General features: G+C 67.9%; 30 protein-coding genes. 22 read left to right on the forward strand and 8 right to left on the reverse strand.

Annotation, left to right across the window (positions count from 1 at the left end):
- Positions 1–10: 10 nt before the first annotated feature.
- Together SK571_RS35160 and SK571_RS35165 are read left to right on the forward strand one after the other, a co-directional pair.
- Positions 11–970, forward strand: coding sequence for an HpcH/HpaI aldolase/citrate lyase family protein (locus tag SK571_RS35160; protein ID WP_086663051.1), 960 nt, complete (start codon positions 11–13; stop codon positions 968–970).
- Between the two features lie 146 nt (positions 971–1,116).
- On the forward strand, positions 1,117–1,293 hold the full coding sequence (locus SK571_RS35165; protein WP_319988414.1) for a hypothetical protein: 177 nt from the start codon (positions 1,117–1,119) through the stop codon (positions 1,291–1,293).
- 11 nt (positions 1,294–1,304) lie between these two features.
- On the opposite strand, the gene SK571_RS35170 is transcribed toward SK571_RS35165, so the two are convergent.
- Positions 1,305–1,682: a DUF4190 domain-containing protein gene (locus tag SK571_RS35170; RefSeq protein ID WP_319988415.1), complete on the reverse strand. Its 378-nt coding sequence runs from the start codon at positions 1,680–1,682 to the stop codon at positions 1,305–1,307.
- 202 nt (positions 1,683–1,884) lie between these two features.
- Between SK571_RS35170 and SK571_RS35175 the strand changes: the two genes are divergently transcribed.
- The 13 genes from SK571_RS35175 (at position 1,885) to SK571_RS35235 (ending at position 13,645) form a co-directional block, all read left to right on the forward strand.
- Positions 1,885–3,081: an acyl-CoA dehydrogenase family protein gene (locus SK571_RS35175; protein ID WP_319988416.1), complete on the forward strand. Its 1,197-nt coding sequence runs from the start codon at positions 1,885–1,887 to the stop codon at positions 3,079–3,081.
- A gap of 167 nt (positions 3,082–3,248) precedes the next feature.
- A complete protein-coding gene (locus SK571_RS35180; RefSeq protein ID WP_319988417.1) occupies positions 3,249–4,070 on the forward strand; it encodes a hypothetical protein in 822 nt (273 codons plus the stop codon).
- 9 nt (positions 4,071–4,079) lie between these two features.
- A complete protein-coding gene (locus tag SK571_RS35185; RefSeq protein WP_319988418.1) occupies positions 4,080–4,748 on the forward strand; it encodes a hypothetical protein in 669 nt (222 codons plus the stop codon).
- A 37-nt stretch (positions 4,749–4,785) separates the two neighbouring features.
- Positions 4,786–5,385, forward strand: coding sequence for a hypothetical protein (locus SK571_RS35190; RefSeq protein ID WP_319988419.1), 600 nt, complete (start codon positions 4,786–4,788; stop codon positions 5,383–5,385).
- Positions 5,386–5,408: 23 nt separating this feature from the next.
- The gene (locus SK571_RS35195; RefSeq protein ID WP_319988420.1) at positions 5,409–5,918 is read left to right on the forward strand and encodes a hypothetical protein; all 510 of its coding nucleotides are present in this window, start codon (positions 5,409–5,411) and stop codon (positions 5,916–5,918) included.
- A 53-nt stretch (positions 5,919–5,971) separates the two neighbouring features.
- Positions 5,972–6,532, forward strand: a complete 561-nt coding sequence (locus SK571_RS35200) for a general stress protein (RefSeq protein WP_319988421.1) — start codon at positions 5,972–5,974, stop codon at positions 6,530–6,532.
- A 167-nt stretch (positions 6,533–6,699) separates the two neighbouring features.
- The gene (locus SK571_RS35205; protein ID WP_319988422.1) at positions 6,700–7,953 is read left to right on the forward strand and encodes an ABC transporter substrate-binding protein; all 1,254 of its coding nucleotides are present in this window, start codon (positions 6,700–6,702) and stop codon (positions 7,951–7,953) included.
- Positions 7,950–8,906, forward strand: coding sequence for a carbohydrate ABC transporter permease (locus SK571_RS35210; protein ID WP_319988423.1), 957 nt, complete (start codon positions 7,950–7,952; stop codon positions 8,904–8,906). Before SK571_RS35205 ends, SK571_RS35210 begins: the two co-directional genes overlap by 4 nt.
- Positions 8,906–9,751 (forward strand): carbohydrate ABC transporter permease, encoded by an 846-nt coding sequence (locus SK571_RS35215; protein WP_319988424.1) that lies wholly within the window; start codon positions 8,906–8,908, stop codon positions 9,749–9,751. Before SK571_RS35210 ends, SK571_RS35215 begins: the two co-directional genes overlap by 1 nt.
- An 8-nt stretch (positions 9,752–9,759) precedes the next feature.
- A complete protein-coding gene (locus SK571_RS35220) occupies positions 9,760–10,944 on the forward strand; it encodes an ABC transporter ATP-binding protein (protein WP_319988425.1) in 1,185 nt (394 codons plus the stop codon).
- A gap of 270 nt (positions 10,945–11,214) precedes the next feature.
- Positions 11,215–12,102, forward strand: a complete 888-nt coding sequence (locus tag SK571_RS35225; RefSeq protein ID WP_319988426.1) for an SDR family NAD(P)-dependent oxidoreductase — start codon at positions 11,215–11,217, stop codon at positions 12,100–12,102.
- A gap of 256 nt (positions 12,103–12,358) precedes the next feature.
- Positions 12,359–13,351, forward strand: a complete 993-nt coding sequence (locus tag SK571_RS35230) for a hypothetical protein (RefSeq protein WP_319988427.1) — start codon at positions 12,359–12,361, stop codon at positions 13,349–13,351.
- 27 nt (positions 13,352–13,378) lie between these two features.
- On the forward strand, positions 13,379–13,645 hold the full coding sequence (locus tag SK571_RS35235) for a hypothetical protein (RefSeq protein ID WP_319988428.1): 267 nt from the start codon (positions 13,379–13,381) through the stop codon (positions 13,643–13,645).
- Here the strand turns inward: SK571_RS35235 and SK571_RS35240 are convergent.
- The 3 genes from SK571_RS35240 to SK571_RS35250 are packed head-to-tail and all read right to left on the reverse strand — an operon-like array spanning position 13,620 to position 15,633.
- Positions 13,620–14,096, reverse strand: coding sequence for a GNAT family N-acetyltransferase (locus SK571_RS35240; protein ID WP_319988429.1), 477 nt, complete (start codon positions 14,094–14,096; stop codon positions 13,620–13,622). The genes SK571_RS35235 and SK571_RS35240 overlap by 26 nt on opposite strands.
- A 9-nt stretch (positions 14,097–14,105) precedes the next feature.
- On the reverse strand, positions 14,106–14,972 hold the full coding sequence (locus SK571_RS35245) for a ParB N-terminal domain-containing protein (RefSeq protein WP_319988430.1): 867 nt from the start codon (positions 14,970–14,972) through the stop codon (positions 14,106–14,108).
- Complete coding sequence (locus SK571_RS35250; protein ID WP_319988431.1) at positions 14,962–15,633, reverse strand: metallophosphoesterase family protein; 672 nt, start codon at positions 15,631–15,633, stop codon at positions 14,962–14,964. The genes SK571_RS35245 and SK571_RS35250 overlap by 11 nt, the downstream gene beginning before the upstream one ends.
- Before the next feature lie 65 nt (positions 15,634–15,698).
- On the opposite strand from SK571_RS35250, the gene SK571_RS35255 reads away from it, so the two are divergent.
- Positions 15,699–16,778: a DUF2332 domain-containing protein gene (locus SK571_RS35255; RefSeq protein ID WP_319988432.1), complete on the forward strand. Its 1,080-nt coding sequence runs from the start codon at positions 15,699–15,701 to the stop codon at positions 16,776–16,778.
- Here the strand turns inward: SK571_RS35255 and SK571_RS35260 are convergent.
- Positions 16,762–17,139 carry a hypothetical protein gene (locus tag SK571_RS35260; protein WP_319988433.1) on the reverse strand — a complete coding sequence of 126 codons (378 nt, stop codon included), beginning with the start codon at positions 17,137–17,139 and terminating at the stop codon, positions 16,762–16,764. The genes SK571_RS35255 and SK571_RS35260 overlap by 17 nt on opposite strands.
- Positions 17,140–17,278: 139 nt before the next feature.
- Entirely contained in the window at positions 17,279–18,349 is a 1,071-nt protein-coding gene (corA, locus tag SK571_RS35265) for a magnesium/cobalt transporter CorA (protein WP_319988434.1), read from the reverse strand.
- 285 nt (positions 18,350–18,634) lie between these two features.
- Here corA and SK571_RS35270 point away from each other — a divergent pair, with 285 nt between their 5' ends.
- On the forward strand, positions 18,635–19,141 hold the full coding sequence (locus SK571_RS35270) for a MaoC family dehydratase (RefSeq protein ID WP_090065688.1): 507 nt from the start codon (positions 18,635–18,637) through the stop codon (positions 19,139–19,141).
- 15 nt (positions 19,142–19,156) lie between these two features.
- Entirely contained in the window at positions 19,157–20,152 is a 996-nt protein-coding gene (locus SK571_RS35275) for a DUF2332 domain-containing protein (RefSeq protein WP_319988435.1), read from the forward strand.
- 28 nt (positions 20,153–20,180) lie between these two features.
- Here SK571_RS35275 and SK571_RS35280 read toward each other — a convergent pair whose 3' ends face one another.
- Positions 20,181–20,600, reverse strand: a complete 420-nt coding sequence (locus SK571_RS35280) for an NUDIX hydrolase (RefSeq protein ID WP_406602078.1) — start codon at positions 20,598–20,600, stop codon at positions 20,181–20,183.
- A gap of 134 nt (positions 20,601–20,734) precedes the next feature.
- Here SK571_RS35280 and SK571_RS35285 point away from each other — a divergent pair, with 134 nt between their 5' ends.
- The 4 genes from SK571_RS35285 to SK571_RS35300 all read left to right on the forward strand — a co-directional run bounded on the left by SK571_RS35285 (position 20,735) and on the right by SK571_RS35300 (position 23,054).
- A complete protein-coding gene (locus SK571_RS35285; protein WP_169746024.1) occupies positions 20,735–20,893 on the forward strand; it encodes a hypothetical protein in 159 nt (52 codons plus the stop codon).
- 79 nt (positions 20,894–20,972) lie between these two features.
- Positions 20,973–21,533: a PH domain-containing protein gene (locus SK571_RS35290; RefSeq protein ID WP_266040941.1), complete on the forward strand. Its 561-nt coding sequence runs from the start codon at positions 20,973–20,975 to the stop codon at positions 21,531–21,533.
- 36 nt (positions 21,534–21,569) lie between these two features.
- A complete protein-coding gene (locus SK571_RS35295) occupies positions 21,570–22,427 on the forward strand; it encodes a PHP domain-containing protein (RefSeq protein ID WP_406602079.1) in 858 nt (285 codons plus the stop codon).
- 12 nt (positions 22,428–22,439) lie between these two features.
- A complete protein-coding gene (locus SK571_RS35300; protein ID WP_030480912.1) occupies positions 22,440–23,054 on the forward strand; it encodes a MarC family protein in 615 nt (204 codons plus the stop codon).
- Here SK571_RS35300 and SK571_RS35305 read toward each other — a convergent pair.
- A complete protein-coding gene (locus tag SK571_RS35305; protein ID WP_319988437.1) occupies positions 23,051–23,353 on the reverse strand; it encodes an ArsC/Spx/MgsR family protein in 303 nt (100 codons plus the stop codon). The genes SK571_RS35300 and SK571_RS35305 overlap by 4 nt on opposite strands.
- Positions 23,354–23,416: the final 63 nt, after the last annotated feature.

A 23,416-nucleotide genomic window follows, 5' to 3' on the forward strand; every position in this document is an offset into this window, starting at 1 on the left:
AGGTACTCCAGTGGTCGACCAGCAGCGTCCCCGTCGCTCGTGTCTGGCGGTCCCCGGCTCGAGCCAGAAGATGATCGACAAGGCGCGCACGCTGCCGGCGGACCAGGTGTTCCTGGATCTGGAAGACGCCTGCGCCCCGCTGGCCAAGCCCGATGCCCGCAAGACCATCGTCGCGTCGCTCAACGAGGGCGGCTGGGGCGACAAGGCCCGTGTCGTGCGCGTCAACGACTGGACGACGGAGTGGACCTACCGCGACGTCACCGAGGTCGTCGAAGGCGCCGGAGCGAACCTCGACTGCATCATGCTGCCGAAGGTCCAGACGCCCGAGCAGGTCGTCGCGCTCGACTTCCTGATCACGCAGATCGAGAAGACGATGGGCTACGAGGTCGGCAAGATCGGCATCGAGGCGCAGATCGAGAACGCCCTGGGCCTGAACAACGTCAACGCGATCGCCACCGCGTCCCCGCGCGTCGAGACGATCATCTTCGGCCCGGCGGACTTCATGGCGTCGATCAACATGAAGTCGCTGGTCGTCGGTGAGCAGCCGCCCGGCTACGACGTCGGTGACGCCTACCACTACATCCTGATGCGGATCCTGATGGCCGCGCGGGCCCACGACAAGCAGGCCATCGACGGCCCCTACCTGCAGATTCGCGACGTCGAGGGCTACAAGCGCGTCGCCGGTCGGTCCGCGGCGCTGGGCTTCGACGGCAAGTGGGTGCTGCACCCCGGCCAGATCGACGCGGCCAACGAGGTCTTCAGCCCGAAGCAGGACGACTACGACCACGCCGAGAACATCCTCGACGCGTACGAGTTCTACACGTCCGAGGCGGGCGGCAAGCGCGGCGCGGTGATGCTCGGCGACGAGATGATCGACGAGGCCTCGCGCAAGATGGCGTTGGTGATCTCCGGCAAGGGCCGTGCGGCGGGCATGTCCCGCGCGAACGTGTGGACGCCGCCGGAGGACTGATTCCGTTACGGATTGTGCGCTATTTCACCCTGAATGTCACTGGACGTGTTCGACCGTCACAGGTTGCATTCGAAACGGGTGAAGTGGCGCACAATCCGTCACCGAAGTTTGCGATCTTGCCCCTGGGTGGGGGCATGCTCTGGGGCATGTCACGTTCGAGTAACGGCAAGACGAGCAGACGGTTGCGGCTCTTCAAACGTCGCGAGGACGACCTGCTCGAGCGCAGCTTCCGCAGCTGCCCTGGATGTGCTGCCGACGTCCACGTGTTCGCCGACGTCTGCCGCCACTGCGGCGGCACCCTGGAGATCGCCCTCGCGGGCTGAGCTCTCCCGTTTCAGCGATAGCCGCCGTTGACGGCCGCGAAGATCGCGAAGACGTAGATCGCGACGAACAGCAAGTAGCCGACGATGACGACGTAGCCGACGATGATGCCGGCGAGCGCCATCCCGTGGCCTTCCTCCTCGCCCCGCTTGATCTTCCCCATCGCGATGTGCCCGAAGATGACGCCGACGATCGCCGTCGCGCCACAGGTCGCGAACCCCACGAGGGACAGCACCAGCGCCAGGATCGCGCTCGTCTGCTGCTTGGGCGCGGGCGGCGGGTAGCCGTAGCCGTACATGGGCTGCTGGCCGTACTGACCGGGCTGGCCGTAAGGCGGCTGCTGGCCGTACGGATCACCTGGCTGCTTCGGGTTGTACGGGTCGTAGGTCATCGCGAGTCCCCCTAGACGTGTGAGCGGGGATCTTAAGGTCCGGCTGCGCGGTTCGTCGCGTGCGGGTGCGCGAATACACCTGTCAGGGATGCTGTTTCGGTACAGCGGGAGCCCGCGTTGTTGCGGAGAGCACACCCCGGTCGCAAACGGGCGTTAACCGGTCCATACTCGCCGGTAACCAAAGCGTTGGAAGGGAAGTGCGATGGCGCGCCTCGCCCAGACCGCGGGTCTCACGGACATTCAGGAAGAAATCCTCGCGACCGTCCGCACGTTCGTGGACAAGGAGATCATTCCGCACGCCCAGACGCTGGAGCACGGCGACACGTACCCCACCGACATCGTCGAGGGCATGAAGGAGATGGGCCTCTTCGGCCTGACGATCCCGGAGGAGTACGGCGGCCTGGGCGAGTCCCTGCTGACCTACGCGCTGGTGGTCGAGCAGATCGCGCGCGGCTGGATGAGCGTCTCCGGTGTCATCAACACCCACTTCATCGTGGCGCACATGCTCAAGCAGCACGGGACGCCCGAGCAGAAGGAGAAGTACCTGCCGCGCATGGCCGCGGGCGAGGTGCGCGGGTCGTTCTCCATGTCCGAGCCCGAACTCGGCTCCGACGTCGCCGCGATCCGCACCCGCGCGGTCAAGGGCGAGTCGGGTTACACCATCAACGGCCAGAAGATGTGGCTGACGAACGGTGGCACGTCGAACCTCACCGCCGTGCTGGTGAAGACCGACGAGGGCGCCGAGAAGCCGCACCAGAACCTCACGACGTTCCTGGTCGAGAAGCCCGAGGGCTACGGCGAGGTCCTGCCGGGCCTCACCATCCCCGGCAAGATCGACAAGATGGGCTACAAGGGCGTCGACACCACCGAGATGGTGTTCGACGGCTTCGAGATCGCCGCGGACCAGGTGCTGGGCGGCGTCACCGGCCAGGGCTTCCGCCACATGATGGACGGCGTCGAGGTGGGCCGCGTGAACGTGGCCGCCCGCGCGTGCGGCATCGCGATCCGCGCCTTCGAGCTCGCGATCGAGTACTCCCAGCAGCGCAAGACGTTCGGCAAGGCCATCGTCGAGCACCAGGCCATCGCGTTCAAGCTCGCCGAGATGGCGACCAAGGTCGAGGCCGCGCACCTGATGATGGTCAACGCCGCGCGCCTCAAGGACTCGGGCCAGCGCAACGACGTCGAGGCCGGCATGGCGAAGCTCATCGCCTCCGAGTACTGCGCCGAGGTGACGCAGGAGTCGTTCCGCATCCACGGCGGATACGGCTATTCCAAGGAATACGAAATCGAGCGCCTGATGCGCGAGGCCCCGTTCCTGCTGATCGGCGAGGGCACGTCGGAGATCCAGAAGACGATCATCTCGCGCGGCCTGCTCCGCGACTACCAGTCGCGCGGTTAGGGCCTGTGTCGAAGTCTGATCCGCGATAGCCGGTCAAGCGCGACTCTCATCGAACCAGACTTCGACACAGGCCCTAGAGGCAAGTTGACGTTCGCCCGTTAGGGGCCAATCTTTCACGGGACTGGCCCCTGACGGTTTGTACCGGCGGGCCATAAGGTTCGCTCACTTTGAGCACAGATCTGACACTCCCCGGACCTGTGTCGCCGCCACACGTCGTCCGTCTTGAACTGGACACGTTCTCCGGCGTCGACCGTCCCGCGCTGGCCAAGTGGTTCGGCGCCCTGTTCACCGACCTGCTCGCACCCCTGTGCCCGGCCTCGGTCGAGGAGCTCGTGTCGGTGGCGCGCGACTACCACCCCTCCGACACAACGCCCTGGGGGCCGCCGGGATATGCCCGGCTGCTGCTCTCTTCGGGTGACTTCACCTTTCCGTCGTGGTCGGCCGTCCTGGCCGACCTGCCGTCGTTCCTGCGCGTGCAGCTGGTCCAGCTCGACTCCCAGGGCGTGCCCCTGGTCGATCACGGCTGGTGCGCGGAGATCCTGCTGAAGGACGACCCCGCGTTCCCGCACCAGGTCGTGGTCACGGCCTCGCGATCGCTGTTCGGCGGCTGGATTTCCCATGCGGTGCAACAGGAATGGCTGTCCGTCCTCCGGTCGGGCGCCTCGTTGGTGCAGGCCAGCGGCGGCTGGATCACGCTGGACCGCGTCGGCGTGCGGACCGCGCACGAGGTCGCCGTCGGCGTCGGCCTGGACGAATCCCTTTTCACGGCCGCGGAAATGGCGCGAGGCCCGCACTGGGCCACGTTGCTGGGACCGCGGCAGGTCGCTGCTTTGGGTGGTGTGCAAGAGGTCTGCGGGACGGCGCCGTGTTTTTCCGTTGAGCACCTCGGTGGCGGTCGCATACTTTTGCAGCTGACGGAACACCTCGACGAGGTGCCGCCGGACGTGGTGCGCAAGCTGGCCGAGTTCCTCGGGCCGGTGCTGCACTGAGGGGGAGCCATGCAGCCCGGAGACCGGCCTTTGCCGTTCGTGGGCCCGGTGCGCCGGCTCGCCATGCCCGCCGAAGCGCAACGCGCCTATCTGGAGGCCATCGGCACGGCGCCGTCGGCGGACGAGCTCGCGCTGGAGTTCGACGACGTCCGGCCCCACCTGATGCGCCTCGACGCCGAGGCCGCCGCGCTCACCGAACGCATCGACGCCCTGCTCGACGCCATGAGCGGTCCGAGTCCCGTCTGGCACGTCGACGCCCTGGCCGTCGCACCGCAGTGGGCCTCGCTCCGCGCGCTGGCCGCCGAACTCCTGCGGCTGCTGCCGTTCGAAGGCCCGCGCCCGCTGGCCCCGTCCGAACGCGCCGTGCTGGAGCGGATCCTCGCCGCGGACTTCCCCGGTGCCACCGCCCTGCACGCCCAGCTCGACCACGTCCGCGTCCTGAAGCCCTGGTACGAGGGCGCCCCGAGTCTCGATCTCAGCACGGGCGGCGCTGCCGCCGACGTCGCCGACGGCGTCCTGCCGGTGGACGCCCAGGTGCACGAATCAGGTGAGCTGGTCGGCGAGATCCTGCTGTGGATCGCGGACGGCCGGCTGTCCGCGATCGAGTACGCCTGGGTGACCGACGAGCCGCCGACGAGGCTGCCGCCAGTGGACCAGGTGACCGCGCGGCTCCGTTGACCAGCGGGATACGGCATCGTTTGGGACCCTGTGGCTCGTGAGGCCATCACCGAAAACCGACGCGCTCGTCGCCGTGGACACCGCCCTGCGCCCAGCGGGCTTCGTCCGCCGCGGCCACGTCTGGCTCCAGGAACGCGGTGGCGGAGTCTCCGGCTGGCTGGGCTTCGGCATCGCGGGCGCGCTCGACCTGACCCCGCTGGCCGGCGTCTGCTTCCGCCACTACGACGAGGTCTGCCGCACCCTGGGCGTCGGAATCCCGACCACACCGGTGGTGTCCGCGCCGCTCGGCCACCTGACGCCCGACAAGCCCGTCTGGAAGTGGACCTTCACCCCCGGCGGCGACCACGCCTCCGTCGCGGCGTCGCTGGTGGCCGCGTTCCTCAAGCACGGCAAGCCGTACATCGACAAGTACGCCAAGTGGGACACCCTCGCCCGCGAACTCGTCGCGAAGCCGGAGTCGTTGCTCGACTTCGAGCGGGCCCGCAAGCTGGCGATCATCCACCTGCTCGGCGGGAACGCCGGTGCGGCCCGCGAGGCGTTGCAGAAGGAGACGGAACGAGTGGCGGACAGGCGGGACGCGTACGCGCGCTCGCACCGCGCGCTCGTGCACCGGTTCGAAATCGCGTTTCCCGGCTGACGGTCCGCGGTGATGATGTGCCGGTGAACGACCTGGTGATCGACGCGGCGCGCCGGTCCCTGGCGGATCTGGTCGGGGCGCGGTGGCGCTACGCAGGCCGTGCCTGCGATCTCGTCTGGCTGGGGTTCGGGCCCGTTCTCGAGCTGCCCGATCACCGGGGTGCCACCCGCGAGGTCGCTGAGTTCGCCTTGCACCTGCAGGGGCCGTGGCGGGTGTACCTCGGCGACGAGCGCCTCACCGGGGCCTCCGACATCCACCTGCCACCACCGGGCTGGACCGGTGAGGGCGAGTTCGACTGGGACGTGCAGGGCGCCAACAGGTTCGACGTCCGTGCGGCGGCGCTGACCACGCACCTGGGCGGAGCAGAGGTCGTCGTGACGTCGGTCGAGTTGGACGCGGACGGAGATCTGACCGTGTTCCTCTCGGACGGCTTCCTGATCGAGGCGCGGTGCGGCGACTCGGGGCGTGAGGACTGGCGGTTCTTCCGGCCCGGCAACGACGACGACCACGTCGTCATGCCGCCCGAAGGCTGAAACCGGCAAAACACCTGTAGGCGTATCGGCACGCCGTACGGGGCACTGGCAGGATGGAACGATCAGCGCGTCCGACAGAGGTGGTCCCCGTGACGAGTCCGTTCGCCAACCCGAACCGGCCCGGCGTCCCTCCCCGCCTGCCCACTCCGCCGACGGGGTGGCCGATCGGTTCGTACGCCACGTACGAGGAAGCACAGCGCGCGGTCGACTTCCTGGCCGTCGAGGACTTCACCGTGCAGGACGTCATGATCGTCGGTGTGGACCTGATGCTGGTCGAGCGCATCACCGGCAAGCTCACGTGGAGCCGGGTGCTCATGACCGGCGCGGCGAGCGGCGCGTGGTTCGGTCTGTTCGTCGGTCTGCTGCTGACGTTGTTCAGCCCGGAGCCAGGTGTCACCGTCGGGCCGGTGCTGACCGGTCTGATCACCGGTGTCTTCTTCGGCCTGGTGTTCGCGGCGGTCGGGTACGGGTCCGCGCGCGGCAAGCGGGACTTCCAGTCGGCGAGTCAACTGGTCGCGAACCGGTATGACGTGCTCTGCCACCCGAAATCCGCCGAGAAGGGCCGTGACCTGCTCGCGAAGCTCGCGATGCGGCCGGTGAACCCGAGTTCTTAAGACTCACATAAGACCATTGGTTCTGAATCGTTGCTTCCCTTGGTTGCGGCTCGTGATCACCAGGCCTAGGTTCGGTTGACCGGTCCGCCCGGTGCGGCCGGTGGCACGACGAGGTGCCGGGCGCTGCGGTCTGGCTCCTCCGTGTAGTCGGGAAGGAGGCAGGGCCGATGGGTGCGACGAGGCGCTATCGACTCGCCGCCGGAGTGGGAGCCGCGATGCTCGCGGCAGGAACGCTCACGGCGTGCGGGTCTGGCGACCAAGGCATCACCGTCAACGTTTACAAGTATCCCCAGGAGAACTTCCAGGCCATCGTCGACAGCTGCAACGCGAAGGCCGGCGGGCGATACAACATCGTCTACAACAAGCTGCCGCGGGAGGCGGACGGTCAGCGCGAACAGATGGTGCGCAGACTCGCGGCAGAGGACGACAGCATGGACGTCCTCGGGCTTGACGTCACGTGGACCGCGGAGCTGGCCAAGGCGGGCTGGATCAGGGAGTTCACCGGTTCGGTCAAGTCGCAGGTGGAGACCGGCACGCTGAAGACGCCGCTCGACACGGCGACCTACGAGGGCAAGCTGTACGGGGCTCCGGACAACACCAACGTCCAGCTCCTGTGGTACCGCTCCGACCTCGTTCCCACGCCGCCGAAGACGTGGGACGAGATGATCTCCATGGCCGAGGCGCTGGTGGCGGAAGGGAAGCCCGGTCAGATCGTGGCGCAGGGAAAGCAGTACGAGGGACTCGTCGTGCTGTACAACACCCTGGTCAACTCGAACGGCGGCACCATCCTCGACGAGAACGGCACGAAGGCCATCGTCGACCCCAAGGCCGTGGAAGCGTTGGCGGCGTTGAAGAAGCTCGCCACGTCGAAGGCGATCGACCCGTCGTTCTCCAACGCGGCCGAGGACAACGCGCGCCTCGCCATGGAGGGTGGCAACGCGGCGTTCCAGCTCAACTGGCCGTACGTCTACGCGGCGGCGCAGAAGAAGCCGGACTTCGCGAAGAACTTCAAGTGGGCGCCGTACCCCGCGGTCAGCGGTGAGAAGGCGAAGGTCACCGTCGGCGGGATCAACTACGCCGTCAGCAACTACACCACGCACCCGGACGAGTCGTTCGACGCGGTGTTGTGCTTGCGCGGCGCGGAAAGCCAGAAGCTCGCCGCGTTGAAGGACGGTGTGCCGCCGACCATCGAGGCCGTCTACGACGAGCCCGAGATGGCCGAGGCGTACCCGATGCGCGACGACATCAAGGAGACGTTGAAGAACGCGAGTGTGCGGCCGCGCACGCCCGCCTACCAGAACGTTTCGACGGTCATCTCCACGATCCTGTCGCCGCCCGCGAGCATCGACCCGCAGGCCACGGCGGACAGGCTCCGCAAGGAACTGCAGGACGCTCTCGACTCGAAGGGGGTGCTGCCGTGAGCCAGACGACGACAGAGGACACGGCGACGACCGGGGCCACACCGGCTCCCGTCGCGCCCAGGAAGAAAGCGTTGAGCGAGGGCAAGAAGGCCGAGCGCAGGCTCGGCTGGCTGCTCTGCGCGCCCGCCGCGATCACCATGATCGCGGTGACCGGCTGGCCGATCCTCTACTCGCTGCTGCTGTCGATGCAGAGGTTCGACCTGAAGTTCCCGGACCGCACCGAGTGGATCTGGTTCGACAACTACGTCACCGTCCTCAGCAGCCCGTACTGGTGGGACGCGGTGTGGGTGACGGTGTTGCTGACCGTCGTCACCGTCGCGATCGAACTGGTGCTGGGCATGTCGCTCGCGCTGATCATGCACCGCGCACTGGTCGGCCGAGGCATCGTCCGCACGACGACGCTGATCCCGTACGGCATCGTCACGGTCGTGGCCGCGTTCTCCTGGCGCTTCGCCTGGACGCCCGGCACCGGCTACCTCGCCGAGGCGCTCGGTGGCGATCCCGTGCTCACGGAGAAGATCCCGGCCCTGATGGTCGTGGGTCTCGCGGAGATCTGGAAGACCACGCCGTTCATGGCCCTGCTGCTGATGGCGGGCCTGGCGCTGGTGCCCGACGACCTCCTCAAGGCCGCCGCGATGGACGGCGCGAGCGGGTGGCAGCGGTTCATCAAGATCACCGTGCCGATCATGAAGCCGGCGATTCTGGTGGCGCTGCTGTTCCGCACGCTCGACGCGTTCCGCATCTTCGACAACCTCTTCGTGCTCACCGCGGGTTCGCAGGGCACGTCGTCGGTGTCGATGCTGACCTACAACAACCTCATCAAGGGCTTGAACCTCGGCATCGGGTCCACCATGTCCGTGCTGATCTTCATCATGGTCGCGATCATCGCGTTCGTGTTCATCAAGCTCTTCGGCACCGCTGCCCCCGGCAGTGACGACGGAGGGAAGCGCTGATGGCGGGCATCGGAGGAGCGGAGACCCCGGCCAAGAAGTGGGGCTGGGGTGTGCTCAACACGGTCGTCGTGATCTACGCGCTGATCCCGGTGCTGTGGATCGTGTCGTTGTCGTTCAAGTCGTCGAAGACGTTGGCGGACGGCAACTTCATCCCTCGCGAGTGGAGCCTCGAGAACTACCAGAACATCTTCTCGACGTCCGAGTTCACGCGGGCACTGATCAACTCCATCGGCATCGCGATCATCGCGACCGCGATCGCCGTGGTGTTCGGCACGATGGCCGCCTACGCCATCGCGCGGCTCGACTTCCCCGGCAAGAACCTGCTGGTGGGCGTCTCGCTGCTGATCGCGATGTTCCCGCAGGTCTCGCTCGTGTCCCCGCTGTTCGAGATCGAGCGTTCGCTCGGACTCTTCGACACGTGGCCGGGCCTGATCCTGCCGTACATCACGTTCGCGCTGCCGCTCGCGATCTACACCCTCTCGGCGTTCTTCCGCGAGATCCCGTGGGAGCTCGAGAAGGCGGCGAAGATGGACGGTGCGACGCCGGGGCAGGCGTTCCGTCGCGTCATCGCGCCGCTGGCCGCGCCCGGTGTGTTCACGACGGCGATCCTGGTGTTCATCTTCTGCTGGAACGACTTCCTGTTCGCGATCTCGCTCACCTCGACCGAGCAGTCGCGGACCGTGCCGGTGGCGCTGTCGTTCTTCACCGGTAGTTCCCAGTTCGAGGACCCGGCCGGGTCGATCGCGGCGGCCGCCGTGGTCATCACGATCCCGATCATCCTCTTCGTGTTGTTCTTCCAGCGCCGGATCGTCGCCGGCCTGACCTCCGGCGCCGTCAAGGGGTGAGTTGACCAATGGCAGAGATCGTTCTGGACAAGGTGACCAAGCGGTATCCCGACGGCGCTTTGGCCGTGCAGGAGGTCAACCTGGAGATCGCCGACGGCGAGTTCATCATCCTGGTCGGGCCGTCCGGCTGCGGGAAGTCCACCACCCTCAACATGATCGCGGGCCTGGAGGACATCACCGACGGCGAGCTGCGCATCGGCGGGCAGCGCGTCAACGAGAAGGCGCCCAAGGACCGCGACATCGCGATGGTGTTCCAGTCCTACGCGCTCTACCCGCACATGACGGTGAAGGAGAACATGGCCTTCCCGTTGCGGCTGGCCAAGGTCGACAACGCCACGGTCGAGAAGAAGGTCAAGGAGGCCGCGGAGATCCTCGACCTCACGCAGCACCTCGACCGCAAACCGTCCAACCTGTCCGGTGGCCAGCGGCAGCGCGTGGCGATGGGCCGCGCGATCGTGCGCAACCCCAAGGCGTTCCTCATGGACGAACCGCTGTCCAACCTGGACGCCAAGCTGCGCGTGCAGATGCGCACCTCGGTGTCGCGCCTGCAGAAGCAGCTCGGCACGACCACGGTGTACGTGACGCACGACCAGACCGAGGCGATGACCCTCGGCGACAGGGTCGTGGTCATGCGCGGCGGTGTCGTGCAGCAGATCGGCGCGCCGCAGTTCCTCTACGACCAGCCGGCGAACCTGTTCGTCGCGGGCTTCATCGGTTCCCCGTCGATGAACTTCGTGCCGGCGACGCTGGAGAACGGCGCGCTGCGGTCGGTGATCGGCGACGTGACGCTGACGGACCGGGTGCGGCAGCTGGTCGAGGCCGCTGACGCGCCCCGCGAGGTGATCATGGGCATCCGCCCCGAGCACTTCGAGGACGCGGCGCTGGTCGACGCGGCGGCGTTGTCGTCGGGCGGCAAGTTCACGCACCAGGTTGACGTGCTGGAGTCGATGGGCTCGGACAAGTACGCCTACTTCAACCTCACGGGCGAGCAGGCGGCCTCGGCGGAGCTCCAGGAGCTCGCGCAGGACGCGGGAGCGGACGACGTGCCGGGTGACGGCATCTCGCTCGTGACGCGACTGTCCTCCGCGTCCGAGGCGGTGGAGGGCGCGTCGGCGAACATCTGGTTCGACGCGGACAAGGTGCAGCTCTTCGACCCGTCCAACGGCAGGAACCTGACTTACACGGAACGGTGAATTCTCGTTTTACGGGCCGTCTTCCCCTCTCGGGAAGGCGGCCCGTTTGTGTCACTCGATCGAGTGAGGACGAAAGTCCTCGTGCACCTGGGACTGATTAGTCCCGCCCTATCTGCTCTGCCGAACTCGGTTCGCCATTGGGCGCTCGGCAGCGACATCTCATCGAAACGTGGTCTTCGCTTCTTCGGACAGTCCGCACGCTTGTCGAAGGCGGGTACAGGACCACAGGGGGGTTCCCGTGAACCGCCGCCGAGTGAAAGAGAGCGTGCAATGGGGATCCTGGACGGAAAAGCGGTAGTCATCACGGGGGCCGGCCGAGGACTGGGCGAGGCCTACGCGATGCACGCTGCCCTCGCGGGCGCGTCGGTGGTGGTCAACGACAACGACAGCGACCTCGCGGAACGGGTCGCCGAGCACATCCGCGAGTTCGGCGGCCGCGCAGTGGCCTCGAACCACACGGTCGCGGACCCGAGCGAGGCGGCCAAGATCGTCGACCTGTGCGTGGACGAATTCGGCCGCGTCGACGGTCTGGTGAACAACGCGGGCCTGAACTACGAGACCGCACCGTGGGAAGACGACCCGGAGACCATCAAGCACGTGGTCGAGGTGAACGTCCTCGGCGTCATCTACACCGGAATCGCGGCGATGCGCGCGATGAGGGCCACCGGCGGCGGTTCCATCATCAACATTTCCTCCGGTGCGTCATTCGGTCAGCGCAAACTCGCCACCTATTCGGCGACCAAGGGCGCCGTGGCCTCGCTGAGCTACTCGTGGGCCCTCGACCTGGAGGCCGAAGGCATCCGCGTGAACGCCGTCTGCCCCGTCGCGCACACGCGGATGGTGTGGAAGTCGGAACGCTCCCTGCGCGCCATTCCGGCCGACCGCACGCCCGGCAAGGTGGCGCCGTTGGTGCTGTTCCTGCTCTCGGACCGCGCCGAGGGCATCACCGGGCAGGTCATCCGGTGCAACGGCAGGCAGCTGCACATCGTGGGTCAGCCGTACTTCAAGCAGCCGATCCTGGAGAGCGACAACTGGGACACCGCTTCGGTGGAGCGGGCGTTCACGGGCGTGCTGCAGGCCCACCTCGAACCGTACGGGCTGGAGAAGAGGATGCCTCCCCGGCTCCGTGCGCTGGTGGAGCCTTCGCAGACCGCCTGAGCGGGTGGGGGAGGCGTCGCCCGGTGCCCTGTGCGGCGCCTTCCCCTCTGGTCGGCTGCGGACGGCCGAGCTCGACCCGGTGTCAGCTTCCGCGCGTGGTTTCCCCGCTCCCCGCCTACGTCGGCACCGCATTCGACCGGCCGCTACTTTCCGTGCGGTGCGCCAGACGATCACGGACTGAGGTGTTCGGGTGACGTTTGCGCACGTCACACGGATGGCTGCGGAAATTGTCGGACCCTCCTGTCACCATCGGGACATGGCCGAGCGCAAACCCAGAGTCACCGACTGGAGACTCGTCGTGCAGTCCCGGTTGGACCGGGTCCGCGCGGATCTGGCTGCCCTCGGCCCGTCGGATCCGGTCGATCCCGAGGGCGACGTGTGGCGTCGCACGGCCGAGGTGCAGGCCGATGTGGTCGAGGCGATGCTCAACGCCCGCGAGCCGTGGTGGCGCATGCTGCCGTCGTGGTGGTCGGGCTGGCACATCGAACGTGCCTGGCGCGCCCTGCACGAGGCCGAGGTGGCCACGATCTCGGCCGAGCGCGGGTTCCTGGGGCGGTTGCCCGGTCTGCGGGCGCGGGTGGCGCAGTACCTGGACGACGACGATCCGCGCCGGCGTGCCCTGGAAGCGTTGCGGCCGGGGGAGTTCACGCCCGCGGTCGAGCGCGCGATCGTGGTGGACGCGCTGCGGGCCGCCTACGACAACTCGGACTTCGCGCACGCCGGCTCGCGTGCGCTGCGCAACAAGCTGATCGCCGCGTCCCTCGTGCTGTTCGTGATCAACACGGTTCTCGGCGTCGTCGGCATCGTGAAGCCCGGCATCATCCCGCTGTGCGTCGACCCGAAGGAGAACGCGTTGCCCACCGTCTGCCCCGGCGGCACGGTGAAGGCGTCCGGTGTGGACGTGTGGCTGGTGCAGGTGCTCGGGTCGTTCGGCGCGGTGCTGGCCGCGGTGGTGCTGCTCTTACGCCGCCGGCCATCGCTCTCGCCGTACGTGATGATCGGGTACCAGGCGCTGATCAAGATCATGCTCGGTGCGGCACTGGCGGTGGTCGGCATCCTGGCGCTGGGAGCGGGGGTCACCAGCGGGCTGATCGGCATCCCGTCCGCGGCGGCCCTGCTGCTGTGGGCCGTGATCTTCGGGTACGCGCAGCAGATCGGCACGCGGCTGCTCGACAAGTACACCGACGAGGTGCTGGACCAGGCGCGGCCGCTGCCGGACGCGGACGGGCCGAGGGTGGCGCCCCGATAACCGGGTTCGGAGCGGATCGCCGCGAGAGTGCGCACGGACTTCCACGCCGACCTCGTCGACGAGGTGCTGGGCCGGCTCGTCGGCGCGTTCACCGGCAACCAGGACGTGGAACGCGTCCATGCCGCGGTGGTGCTGGCGGCCGCCGGCGACGTGTCGGTGCTGCGGGCGCAGGTGCGTGCGCTGCGGGTGGACTGGCGTGACGTGCTGCCGAACGGTGGCCTCGGGCACGGGGACTGGCCCGAGGTGCTCGACCGCGAGTGCGGACCGGTCAGCCGACCGTGCGCTGGTAGCTGATCAGCTCGTCGGTGCTCGCGTACCGGGTGAAGCCCGCCTTCTCCAGCACGCGGGCGGAGGCCGGGTTGGCCACCTCCACGTTGGCGTGGACGGTGTGCACGTCGTTCAGTTCCAGCGCGAACGCGGTCAGGGCGGCGGCCGCCTCCGAGGCGTAGCCGCGTCCCTGGCGTGAGGGCACCACGCCGTAACCGATCTCCACCCGGCCGTCGGAAGGAGGCCAGAACAGACCCAGGGATCCCACGACCTCATCGGTCGACCGCTCGATGATCAGGCGATGGCCGAACGGCGAGAGCCAGTCCGGGTTCGAGGCGAGGAGTCCGGCGATCACCGTGTCGCCCTCGGACGGGAAGTCGGCGGCCCACGCCGGTTGGCGTGCGTCCGCGACCACTGCCTTCACGTCGAGCTCGGACCACTGGCGCAAGATGAGACGTTCGGAAACAAGATCAGTCACGCGCGCACGCTAGCCACGTGGGCTGCGTCCGTGCGACTGACTTTCCTCCCGCACGGCGTTGATGACGTCAGCGTCCCATCGATGCGTGCGAATCAGCCGGTACCGCTCGGCCGCGACCCACATGTACGCCTCGGTCTCGGTGCGGTCGCCGATCATGTCGGCCTGCCGCAGCATCGCCACGACCGGCTTGTACTCGTCGGCGTACCAGCGGCGCGCCACCTCGGAGCGGTCCAGGAACTGGCCGCTGTCCTGCATCAGCCGGAACCCCCACGCCTCGACGTGCTCGCCGAGCTGGGCGTAGTGCCACGGGTCGGACAGCACCACGGCGGCGCGGGCCTCGCCGCTCAGGGGGACGCGGTCGAGGAACAGGCGGCGGTAGTCCTTCACGATCAGGTCGCCGCGGTAGCGGATGCCGGACGAGTTGATCCGGGTGATCACCTGCGTGACGTACGCGTCGATCACCTCCAGGCCCATCGCGTGCGCCACCGACACCCGGTGGTGGCCGTCGATGATGAAGTGCAGCTCGCCGACCCGGTACACCTCGATCGGCGGCAGGCTCTCGCCGCGGCGCGCGGCCAGGGCCAGTCGTTGCCAGCGTTCCCGGACGCGGCCGGAGGTCGGGCGGAAGCGGCGGTCGAAGTCTCGGGTGCGGTCGACGCTGCCGACGATCGAGTCCAGGCGGATCGTCTGCAGGCCCAGGCGCTTCTCCGAGGCCATGCCCAGGGCGTCCACGACCTCGTGGAACGGCAGCATGATGTTCACGTCGTCGGGCTCGCGGCGCAGCCAGGCCGCGAGGCGCGACATCACCTGACGGCGGCGAGCGCGCAGGAAGTCGCTCTCGGCGTCGGCCACGGGGAAACCGGTGTCACGTCTCATCACGACCTCCCGAGATCTCCAGCACCTTCTGCGGAACGACGTTGATCACGCGTGTGGCGCCCAGCGAACGGTCTGGGCGCGGCACGCCGTGCGGATGAATGTGGCCGTGCAGCATGAACGAAGGCTGCAGCCGCGAGACAAGTCCACGTAAACAGTCGAAACCGCGGTGCGGTCCGTCGGGCTCGTCGCCGCAGTCCAACGGCGGTGAGTGGGTCAGCAGCACGTCCACGCCACGTCCGTCCCGCAGCCTGCGCCACCCGGCCAGCCGGGACACCCGGCGGGCACGGCGGGCCTGCTGCCGTTCCGTCCACTGGTTCGGGCCCTTGTTGTAGCGGATCGAACCACCGAGACCGGCGATCCGCAGGCCGGCGACATCGACCACGCGTTCGTCCGCGTTCACCGCACCGGCTGGTCCTGGCCACCGCACCGGCACGCCCGCCTTGGTCCACAGGCCGCGCACGTTCGAGTAGCCCGACAGGTCGGTGTCGTGGTTGCCGGGGACGAACACCAGCGGCTTGTCCAGGGCGTTGGCCAGGTGTTCCAGGTAGTCGAACGGCAGGTCGCCCGCCGCGACGATCAGGTCGACGGCCGAGTGCTGGTGCACCTGATCGGTCCACAGCTGTTCGACCACCTCGTCCGCGACAGCCAGAATCCGAGCCATCCCAGCACTGTAATGAGGTCTTTCCCCACATGACGCGGGACAGCGCTGCCATTAGCGTGTTCACCGTGCTTGCCGAGCTGTTCGCCGCGGCCGCCCACGGATGCCGCGACCGCAGTCCGCTGACCCAGCGACTCCTCACCGACGCTGCCGACGACCTCCGGCAGGGCGGTGTCACGGCCAGGATCATGGCCGGCTCCGAACGCGACCGGGAGGGCACCGTGCCTGGGCTGCGGTTCGCGGGCGCCGTCCACCGGCTCGTGCTCGAAGGGCGCGCGCCGGGCCTTGCGAAGCACTACCCGTCCGTCGGCGGCCAGCCCCACCTGCCGACGCTGTGGGAGGACGCGCTGCCCGCTCTCAACGCGCACGCCGACGTCCTGAGGCAACGCGTCCTGGCCACGGTCGTGCAGACCAACGAACCCGGCCGCAGCGCGCCCCTCTACGGCGGCCTGATGGTCGCCGCGCAGGAGGCCGCGAAGGCCGCCGGCCGGCACGTGCCGTTCTGCGTGCGGCTGCTGGAGGTCGGTGCGAGCGGCGGGCTCAACCTGCGTCCGCACCACGTCGGCTACCAGCTGGAGGACACGGTCCTGGGTGATCCGGACAGCCTCCTGGTCCTCGACCCGGAGTGGACCGGCAGGCCGTCCGCCGACCTGAGCCACCGGCTGCGCGTCGTCGGCAGGGCGGGCTGCGACCTCAACCCGGTCGACCTGTCCACAGAGGACGGACGGCTGCACCTGAGCTCGTTCGTCTGGCCGGACCAGCTGGAGAGGTGGAACCGCCTGCGGGACGCGCTCGACCTCGCCGCCACCGACCCCGTCAGGGTCGACCGGTCGGCCGGTCCGGAGTGGCTGGCGAAACAGCTCGCCCGCGTCGAACGGGACGTGCTCACCGTCGTGTGGCACTCCGTGGTGTGGCAGTATGTCTCGCCCGCCGACCGGGCGATGGGCAGGGCCGTGCTGGCGGACGCGGCCGCGAAGGCGACGCCCACGACACCGTTGGCACTGCTGGTCTTCGAGCCGCGCCGCACGGACGACGACTACCGGTTCGAGCTGCTGCTCAAGCTCTGGCCGGCCGGGATCTCGCTGAACCTCGGCCACGGCGCGGGCCACGGCACGCCGTTCACCTGGAACGTCACCCCCTGGGAGTGACGACCGGGTTCACCACGTACCGGCCGTCCTGCATCTCCACGGGCAGCCGGAACTCCGCGCGGGTGCCGTCGTGCGTGTACTCGACGACGATGGCGCCGTCGCGGTAGACGCCACGGTCCACCTGCGCGGTCTGGAACTGGTCGGTGGTCGTCTTCGCGACGTCCTCGCCGCCGACCGCGAGCAACGGCTCCAGCTTGTGGAAGTCGTGTGCGCGCAACGCGTTCGTCACCTCGGTGGCGAGCTCGTCCGGTGACGCGGCACCGGGTGACGGCCAGATCGCGATGGACACGAAGACCATCGCGAGCCAGCCGATGGGGAACACCAGCAGCCAGAACCGGAGGTTCGTCAGCCGCGCGTACACGTCAGGGGGTTCCGCTGATCAGCACGAACACGGTGGTGATCCAGCAGAGCAGGAACGCGAGGATCCAGAAGCGGATGTTGGTGAGGATTCTGGTCATGACAGGGCCCTTCTACAACGAAGAAAGCGGGCGAAACCGGGACTAGAGCCAGCGATTTCGGCGCAGTATTCGGTAGAGCGTCAGGCAGGCGATCAGGACCAGACTCATGATCAGCGGATAGCCGAACTTCCACTTCAGCTCGGGCATGTAGTCGAAGTTCATGCCGTACACACCGACGACCATGGTGGGCACGGAGATGATCGCGACCCACGAGGTGATCTTGCGCATGTCGGTGTTCTGCTGCAGCGTGATCTTCGCGAGCGTCGCGTCGACCAGCGTCGTCAGCAGTTCGTCGAACGCCGTGACGCGCTCGGACACCTCGGTGAGGTGGTCGTCGACGTCGCGGAAGAACGCGCGCACCTGCTCGGGGATGAGCGGCGTGTAGCCCTCCGCCAAGCGGCGCAACGGGTTCGCGAGCGGCATCACCGCGCGGCGCAGCTCCACGACCTCGCGCTTGAACATGTAGATCTGCTCCGCGCTCACCTCGGTGCGCGGCGCGAAGACCCGTTCCTCCATGCGGTCGATGTCGTCCTCGATGTGGTCGGTGACCTCGAGGTAGTTGTCGACGACCTGGTCGGCGATCGCGTGCATCACCGCGGACGGGCCGATCTCCAGGCGCTCCGGGTCGGCCTCCAGCACGTGCCGCAGCTTGGAGAGCCCGGAGTGGTTGCCGTGCCGCACGGTGATGACGAAGTCCTTGCCCAGGAACACCATGATCTCGCCGGACTCGACGATCTCGTTGGCGGTGTCGGGGGATTCGTTCGTCACGTAGCGGACGGTCTTGAAGACCATGAAGAGCGTGTTGTCGTACCGCTCCAGCTTCGGGCGCTGGTGTGCGTGCACCGCGTCCTCGACCGCGAGCTCGTGCAGGCCGAACGTCTCGGCGATGCCCTCGATCTGCTCGGCGTCCGGCTCGTGCAGTCCGATCCAGACGAACCCGTCCTTGCGCTTGCTGACCTCTTTGACGGCGTCGGTGTGAGTCCACCGGCCGGGCAAGCGCTTGCCGTCGACGTAGACCGCGCAGTCGACCACGTAGTGCGACAACGGCACGGAGATGTGCGGCGTCGGGCGCTGCTGGGCGCCGCGTCCGCGGATCGAGGGCAGGCTGGGCATGGTGAGTTCCTCCAGGGCCACACGTCGTCGAAGTGCACGAAAAGCACGACGGGCGTCCTACCGGTGGGACTCGGCTGACTAGAACGATCTAGCAGGCCACCTCGGTGAGGACGCGCTTGGTACTGGCAGGGTGGGGGTCCTTGCTCATTTAGGGGTCCTCACCTCCTCGGGGCGAAGTCACTGGTGGTGGAAATCCTCACACACCGGTTGCCGAGGGTACTCCCTCCGCGTAAAGACTGTCTCCCCACCTAAGGCAGATCTCGATCACACGTAGTTGGAGGCGCGGTGCAGTTCGGTCGGTACTACGAGGAGTTCGAGGTCGGAGCGGTCTACAAGCACTGGCCTGGCAAGACGGTGACGGAGTACGACGACCACCTGTTCTGCCTGCTCACGATGAATCACCACCCGCTCCACATGGACGTGAACTACGCGGAGAACACGACGGACTTCGGCAAGAACGTCGTCGTCGGCAACTACATCTACTCGTTGCTGCTGGGCATGTCCGTGCCCGACGTCTCCGGCAAGGCGATCGCCAACCTGGAGATCGAGTCGCTGCGGCACGTGAAGCCGACGTTCCACGGTGACACGATCTACGGTGAGACCGAGGTGCTCGACAAGACGCCGTCCAAGTCGAAGGACGACAGGGGCGTTGTCTACGTGGAGACTCGCGGCTACAAGCAGGACGGCACGGTCGTGTGCATCTTCAGGCGCAAGGTCATGGTGCCGAAGCAGTCCTACGGCGAGGCCCGCGGTGGTGAGCAGCCGGGGCGGCCAGAACCTGTGTCCAATTGATTGTGGGGTAGTGAAGTGACTTCTCTGGATCTGGCACAGCGACGTCTGCGCGCGTTCGCCGAGGAGGCCGCGGCGACCTCGCCGCTCTACGAGCACCTCGCGTCGCGTGCCGCCGCAGATCCGGAGGTCGCCGACCTGCTGACCGCCGCCAGCGAGGACAACGCCACGGGCGAGCTCCTGCTGGCGGCGGCGCACCGGCTGGTGCAGGCCGAGCCGTTCCACCAGCTCTCGAACTACTACCCGTCGCTCGGCGGGACGTACGGCGCGGACGAGAGCACCTGGCCGTTGTTCCGGGACTTCCTGCTGGAGCGCGGCGACCGCGTGCGGGCGCTGGTGTCCAGCCAGGTGATCCAGACCAACGAGGTGCGGCGCGCGGCTCTGCTCTACCCGGCCGTCGCGGCCGCGGCGAAGCAGGCGGGCGGGCCGATCGGGCTCGTGGAGGCCGCGACGACGGCCGGTCTGCTGCTCGGGCTCGACCAGTACTCGTACCGCTACCAGACCGCGGAGGCCGGCCAGCTCGTCGCCGGGCCGGCCAAGGCCGCGCTGGGACTGCACTGCGCGTTGGAGCTCGCTCCCGGCGCCGCACTGCCGAAGCTGCCCAAGACGGTCAAGGTGGCCGCGAAGGCGGGCATCGGGGTGGCGCCCGCCGATCTGGCCGACGAGGACGCCTACGCGTGGCTGGAGGCCTGCGTGTGGGCCGATCAGCCGGAGCGGCTGCGGCTGTTCGGAGTCGCGTGCGGGGTGCTGCGCAAGAACCCGCCGCGCCTGGTGACCGGTGACCCGGTCGCGGACCTCGCCAAGGCGGTCGAGCCGATCGACGCGCCGCTCGTCGTCATCACGAGCGGGTCCGGCCTCGACCTCGTGCCCGCGTTGTCGGCCTTGGGCAGACCTGTCTGGTGGGCCGCGCACGAGGCCGGTGAGCTGCGACTCATCCGTGTCGGTGAGTCAGGCGTGGAGACGACCACGCTGGCGACCACCGAGGCCCACGGGCAACGTCTCGTTTGGCGTTGAACGCCCGCCCCTAACGCGTGAACCCTGATCAGGCCCTGGGCAGGCAGTTCCAGCCGGAGAGCGCTTCCACGAGCCCTTCGGTGGTCGGAAGTGTGTCCAAGGTCGCACGGTCGACCCAAGCGACATCCGATGCGTCGTCGCCCGCTCGGAGCACACCCGACGTGACCTGGCATTCGTAGTCGAAGATCAAGAAAACCCCGTTCGGGGCCGGTCGCTCCACGTGGCCGACGAGGCGGCCGACGGTGACGGAGAGTCCCGTCTCCTCGGCTAGTTCCCTAGTCACAGCCGCCTCATCCGTCTCATCCGGCTCCACTCGCCCGCCCGGTATCGACCACAGGCCCTCACCAGGTGGATTAGCGCGCCGCACGAGCAGTAGTCGCCCGTTCGAGTCATGAACCACGGCTCCGACGCAACGGATCGTGCGCTTGCTGCTGGGCGTCACGATCACGAAGCGTAGTCACACCGGATCGGCGGTGCTGTCCGCTACCCCGGCTGCGGTACAAATCTCCCAAGGTGCTGAATCGTGCTGTACAACGGTCACGAACGGCGCCAAACGGGTGCGACGCGGACGGGGTGGACACCGTGAACTTGAAGAAGATTCTCACTTTCGCTGGAATCGCCTTGCTGTTGTTCTTCCTGATCGCGGAGCCTCAGCAGGCGGCTCAACTCGTGCAGAACATCCTCAACTCGCTGCGAACCGCGGCCGAGGCGCTGATCACGTTCGTGCGTTCCGTCTTCTAGTCTGGTAGCAGCCACCCGCGGGGTGGCGGGAGCAGGTCAGACAGGGCACTGCCTGGTACCAGGAAAGGGCTGGTAGCGCATGTTCGCACCACGTGATCCGGACGACTACCTGCTGTCGAGCGAGCGTCGGGTCATCCGGGTGCGCAGGCACTGGTCCTACCTGATCTGGGACGTCCTGGAGGCGGCGGCACTGCTCGCCGGCTTCATGATGATCTCGTACCTGCTCCCGGCGGACGCAGGCGTGATCCAGAACGTGCTGTGGTACGGAGCGCTGCTGGTCCTGCTGCGGCTCTCCTACTTCATCATCGAGTGGTGGGTGGAACGCATCGTCGTCACCGACAAGCGCTTCATGCTGACGTCGGGCGTCTTCGAGACCAAGGTCGCGATGATGCCCATCAGCAAGGTCACCGACCTCACCTACGAGCGCACCGTGGGCGGACGCATGTTCGGCTACGGCACGCTCATCGTGGAGTCGGCGGGTCAGATCCAGGCGCTGAACCGCCTGGAGTTCCTGCCGGACCCCGAAGAGGTCTACGACGCCATCTCGGAACTGACCTTCGGCGACAAGAAGGCACAGGCCGAGCGGTTCTCGATGATCAAGGCCCAGCGCGCGGCGCGCGGGAAGAAGATGGTCCCGTAACACGGGTCGTTCGCCACGTCGTCCACACTGGACGACGTGGTCATCGATCTGCACACCCATTCGTCCGAGTCCGACGGCACCGACAGCCCCGCCGAACTGGTGAGGGCGGCGTCCCTCGCGGGACTCGACGCGGTGGCGATCACCGACCACGACACGGCGGCCGGGTGGGCCGAGGCCGAGGCGGCGCTGCCGTCCGGCTTGAAGCTGGTGCGCGGCGCCGAGCTGTCGTGTTCCTCGGCCGACGGCTACGGCCACACCATCACCGTTCATCTACTGGCGTACCTGTACGACCCGACGCACGCCATGCTGATGAAGGAGCAGTCGCGCCTGCGTGAGGAGCGGCGGACGCGGCTGCAGAAGATGGCCGAGATGATGCAGGCCGACGGCTTCCCGATCGACCCGGTCGACCTGATGTCCCGCCTGCCGTTCGACGCGCCGGCCGGACGCCCGCACCTCGCCCAGGCGCTGATCCGCGCCGGGGTGGTGACCTCGGTCGACGAGGCGTTCGCGACGTTCCTGACCGGCGGCCAGTACTACGTCGGACGCACCGACACCCCCGTCGAGCGCGCGATCGAGATGATCACCGAGGCCGGCGGCGTCACCGTGCTGGCCCACCCCTTCGCCCGCTCCCGCGGCCCCGTCGTGGCGCCCTCCGTCGTGCGCTCGCTGGCCGCCGCCGGCCTGTTCGGCGTCGAGGTGGACCACCCGGACCACGACCAGGAGACGCGGCGGTCGCTGCGCACGCTGGCCGACTCGCTGGGCCTGATCGTCACCGGGTCGAGTGACTACCACGGCACGAACAAGACGGTCCGGCTCGGCGCGGAGACGACGGCACCGGAGATGCTGGATGCTCTGGCCGAGAGGGCGACAGGCTGCAAGATCCTCGTCGGATAGGGCGGTGTTCCCGTGTTCAACCTGCGGCTCTTCATCGAGGCCTCGATCACGCTGCTGGTGATCATGGACCCGCCCGGGACCGTGCCGGTCTTCCTGGGGCTGGTCGGCCGCAAGTCGCGCGAGGCCCGCAAGCAGGCGGCGCGGCAGGGCGTGCTGGTGTCGTTCCTGGTGATCACGTTGTTCGCGGTGGCCGGCAACTCGATCCTGGCGTACATGCACATCGGCATTCCCGCCCTGCAGGGTGCGGGCGGGCTGCTGCTGTTGCTGATCGCGCTGGACCTGCTGACGGGCAAGGGCGCGACCAACCACCCCGAGGTCGAGGACGTGAACATCGCCCTGGTGCCGCTGGGGACGCCGCTGCTGGCAGGGCCAGGTGCCATCGCCGCGACCATCGTGTTCGTGCGTCAGGCGAACGGCGACTGGGGCTCCTACCTCGCGCTGGCCGCGGCGATCGTGGCCGTGCACCTCGTGCTGCTGGGGACGCTGAGGTCCGCCGGCCTGCTGATCAAGGTGTTCAAGGAGAGCGGGATCCTGCTCATGGCCAAGATCGCCGGTCTGCTCCTGGCCGCGATCGCCGTGCAGCTCGTCGCCTCGTCCGTGCAGGGCTTCATCTCGTCCGGGGTCTAGCGCTCGATGTGGGCCTCGTCCCCGTCGATGATGATCGGGCGCTCGATCAGGCTCGGGTTGGCGACCGTGTGCGCGATCCACTGGGCGCGGTCGTGTTCGAGCAGCTTCGGGTACGCGGCTTCCTTGGTGCGTGCGATCTCCCACGGCTCCTTGTTCAGGAGCTTCAGGACGTGGTCGAGCTCTTCAGCTGACGGGGCGTCGTCGAGGTAGCGCCGTTCGGTGTACTCGATGCCCTCGTCGTCGAGGCGTTGCTTGGCGGCGCGGCTCTTGGAGCAGCGCGGGTTGTGCCAGATCTCCATGCGGCGAATGTAGCGACCGACTTCCCGACGAACTCGCCGCCATCTGCGGAGCAGGGGCAATCA

Source organism: Lentzea kristufekii (assembly GCF_033949925.1).
GTDB classification, from domain to species: domain Bacteria; phylum Actinomycetota; class Actinomycetes; order Mycobacteriales; family Pseudonocardiaceae; genus Lentzea; species Lentzea kristufekii.

Excerpts from the sequence above, each read along its gene's own strand:
- SK571_RS35290 (WP_266040941.1), top strand. The coding sequence starts at position 20,973 with ATGTTCGCACCACGTGATCCGGACGACTACCTGCTGTCGAGCGAGCGT.
- SK571_RS35205 (WP_319988422.1), top strand. The coding sequence starts at position 6,700 with ATGGGTGCGACGAGGCGCTATCGACTCGCCGCCGGAGTGGGAGCCGCG.
- SK571_RS35200 (WP_319988421.1), top strand. The coding sequence starts at position 5,972 with ATGGAACGATCAGCGCGTCCGACAGAGGTGGTCCCCGTGACGAGTCCG.
- SK571_RS35245 (WP_319988430.1), bottom strand. The coding sequence starts at position 14,972 with ATGAGACGTGACACCGGTTTCCCCGTGGCCGACGCCGAGAGCGACTTC.
- SK571_RS35220 (WP_319988425.1), top strand. The coding sequence starts at position 9,760 with ATGGCAGAGATCGTTCTGGACAAGGTGACCAAGCGGTATCCCGACGGC.
- SK571_RS35185 (WP_319988418.1), top strand. The coding sequence starts at position 4,080 with ATGCAGCCCGGAGACCGGCCTTTGCCGTTCGTGGGCCCGGTGCGCCGG.
- SK571_RS35175 (WP_319988416.1), top strand. The coding sequence starts at position 1,885 with ATGGCGCGCCTCGCCCAGACCGCGGGTCTCACGGACATTCAGGAAGAA.
- SK571_RS35165 (WP_319988414.1), top strand. The coding sequence starts at position 1,117 with ATGTCACGTTCGAGTAACGGCAAGACGAGCAGACGGTTGCGGCTCTTC.
- SK571_RS35305 (WP_319988437.1), bottom strand. The coding sequence starts at position 23,353 with ATGGAGATCTGGCACAACCCGCGCTGCTCCAAGAGCCGCGCCGCCAAG.
- SK571_RS35225 (WP_319988426.1), top strand. The coding sequence starts at position 11,215 with ATGGGGATCCTGGACGGAAAAGCGGTAGTCATCACGGGGGCCGGCCGA.
- corA (WP_319988434.1), bottom strand. The coding sequence starts at position 18,349 with ATGCCCAGCCTGCCCTCGATCCGCGGACGCGGCGCCCAGCAGCGCCCG.
- SK571_RS35170 (WP_319988415.1), bottom strand. The coding sequence starts at position 1,682 with ATGACCTACGACCCGTACAACCCGAAGCAGCCAGGTGATCCGTACGGC.
- SK571_RS35215 (WP_319988424.1), top strand. The coding sequence starts at position 8,906 with ATGGCGGGCATCGGAGGAGCGGAGACCCCGGCCAAGAAGTGGGGCTGG.
- SK571_RS35230 (WP_319988427.1), top strand. The coding sequence starts at position 12,359 with ATGGCCGAGCGCAAACCCAGAGTCACCGACTGGAGACTCGTCGTGCAG.
- SK571_RS35250 (WP_319988431.1), bottom strand. The coding sequence starts at position 15,633 with ATGGCTCGGATTCTGGCTGTCGCGGACGAGGTGGTCGAACAGCTGTGG.